2 protein-coding genes are annotated in these 2,568 nt (G+C 62.7%); both read left to right on the forward strand.

The features are described from left to right. Nucleotides 1-982 (forward strand): protease modulator HflK (gene hflK / locus DBR24_RS21100; protein ID WP_146189097.1); only part of this gene is annotated, 982 nt, incomplete at its 5' end. Continuing rightward, a partial coding sequence (locus DBR24_RS21105; RefSeq protein WP_128615719.1) for a heavy metal translocating P-type ATPase occupies nucleotides 979-2,568 on the forward strand: 1,590 nt, incomplete at its 3' end. The genes hflK and DBR24_RS21105, both read left to right, overlap by 4 nt.

Genomic DNA, 2,568 nt, shown 5'->3' on the forward strand with positions numbered 1-2,568 from the left:
GTATGCGGTGACATTGCTGGCCGCCCTGGCCTGGGCATTTTCCAATGTGCGGCAGATCGATCCGCAGAATCGCGCGGTGGTTTTGCATTTCGGTGCGCTGGATCGCATTCAGAATGCCGGTCTGTTGTTGGCCTGGCCGCAGCCATTTGAACAAGTGGTTTTGCTGCCGGCAGCGGACCGGGTGATCGAACGCCGGATTGGCAACCTGCTGCGCAGCGCTGAGGCGGTGAAGGCAGATCGAGTCGCCTCGTTTGCGGTGCCGATCAGTGATGCGCTCGCCGGATCCGGATACCTGTTGACCGGTGATGCCGGTGTCGTGCAACTGGATGTGCGGGTTTTTTATAAGGTCACCGACCCCTATGACTTCGTGCTTCAGGGCGAACATGTGCTTCCGGCACTGGATCGCCTGGTCACGCGCAGTGCCGTGGCACTCACCGCCGCACGGGATCTGGACACCATTCTGGTCGCTCGTCCGGAGTTGATCGGCGCCGACAACCAGGCCGCCGAACGTCGCGAACGACTGCGCGGCGATCTGGTGCAAGGCATCAACAAACGCCTGGCCGAGCTTAAGGCGGGTGGGCAGGGCATCGGTATCGAGGTGGCGCGGGTCGATGTGCAATCGAGTCTGCCCGATCCGGCGGTCAGTGCCTTCAATGCGGTGTTGACCGCCAGTCAGCAGGCCGACAAGGCTGTGGCGAATGCACGTAATGATGCGGAAAAACTCACTCAGGCGGCCAATGAACAGGCCGACCGTGCGCTGCAAGTTGCACACGCTCAAGCCGGCGAGCGACTCGCCAAAGCCTCCGCCGATACCGCCACCGTATCGAGTCTGGCCAAAGCCCAACAGCAGGGCACTGACCCGCAGATGCTGTTGCGTCTGTATCGCGAACGCATGCCGAAAATTCTCGGTCAGGCTGGATCGGTGACCACGGTCGATCCGAAGGACGATTCCCGTCTGATCATTCAGGGAGCCGCAAAATGACCGCGACTACCGCTGCACCGAGCCTGTTGTCCTCGGCTGAACAACGCCGCGCCGCGCGGCAATTGACCTTGGCAATGCTCGCCTTGGGGCTGCTCGGCCTCGGTTTGATCTGGCGCTGGGTGAGCCCTGAGCAAACCGGCGTCAGCCAGTTGCTGCTCGGTTTCGCTTCTTTATTGGTTGCCGTGCCGGTGATGCGCTCGGCGTGGTTCAGCCTGCGTTACCCGAGTCTGCATGGCATCACCGATCAATTGATTGCCCTGGCGATGCTTGGCGCCTGGGCGACCGGTGATCTGCTGACCGCAGCATTGCTGCCGATCATCATGATCTTCGGTCATGTGTTGGAGGAGCGCAGTGTCATCGGTTCCCAGGAAGCGATTCATGCGCTTGGCCAGTTGACCCGCAGCCATGCCCGCAAGGTTCAGGCCGACGGTACGATCATCGAAGTCGACAACGGCTCGCTCACATCCGGTGACACGGTCGAAGTGCGTGCCGGTGACCGTGTACCGGCAGACGGGCGGGTGTTGTCCGGCCAGGCCAGTCTCGACACAGCGTCGATTACCGGTGAGTCGGTGCCGGTAGAAGCGGGCGTCGGCATGACGGTGTTTGGTGGTGCGATCAACCTCGATGGTCTGCTGCGCATCGAAGTGACGCGCACCGGCGGTGAATCGACCCTCGGCAAAGTCATCGCGCTGATGCAAAACGCCGAGCGTTCGAAACCCCCGATCACCCGTTTGCTGGAGCGTTATGCCGGCAGCTACATGGTGCTGGTGTTGTTGTTGGCGGCGGTGACCTGGTTCATCACGCACAACGCGCAAGCGATGCTCGCGGTGCTGGTGGCGGCGTGTCCCTGTGCCCTGGTGTTGTCGGCGCCGGCCACGGCGATTGCCGGTGTGGCGGTGGCGGCACGCCACGGGATTCTGATCCGCAGTTCGGCGTTCCTCGAAGAGTTGGCCGATCTGACGTCATTGGTGGTCGACAAGACCGGCACGCTGACATACGGCACGTTGCGCTTGCAGTCGATCGACAAGCCGCGTGCCGACGCATCCATCGTTATGGCGTTGGCCGCAAGCCTCGGCGCGGCGAGCAGTCATCCGGTCAGTCGCGCGCTCGCCGGGCTGGTCAGCCAAGAGCAATGCCTGACGTTGACGGATATCCACGAACGCCAGGGACTCGGTGTGGTGGCGATGACCGCGCAGGGCGAAGCGGCACTCGGCCGTCCGGAGTTGTTTGCTCAACTGGGCATTACCACCACGGCCATTCCCGAGCACGATGGCCCGATCGCGGGCCTGGCCTTGAACGGTGAATTCCTCGCCTGGTTGCTGCTGGCCGATAGCGTCAAACCGGAAGCGCGCTTTGCCCTCGGTGAATTGCGCGACTTGGGTCTGGGCCGGCAACTGTTGTTGACGGGTGACCGGCAAAGCGTCGCCCACGCCCTGGCCAGGGAGGTGGGCCTGCACGAGGTTGAAGCGCAGGCGTTGCCCGAAGACAAACTCAATTGCGTGCTCAAGGAGATCGACAACGGTTTCCGGCCGATGGTGGTTGGCGACGGTATCAACGATTCGCTCGCCCTCAAGGCGGGCGTGGTG

The organism is Pseudomonas sp. HMWF006 (assembly GCF_003061205.1).
GTDB lineage: Bacteria > Pseudomonadota > Gammaproteobacteria > Pseudomonadales > Pseudomonadaceae > Aquipseudomonas > Aquipseudomonas monsensis.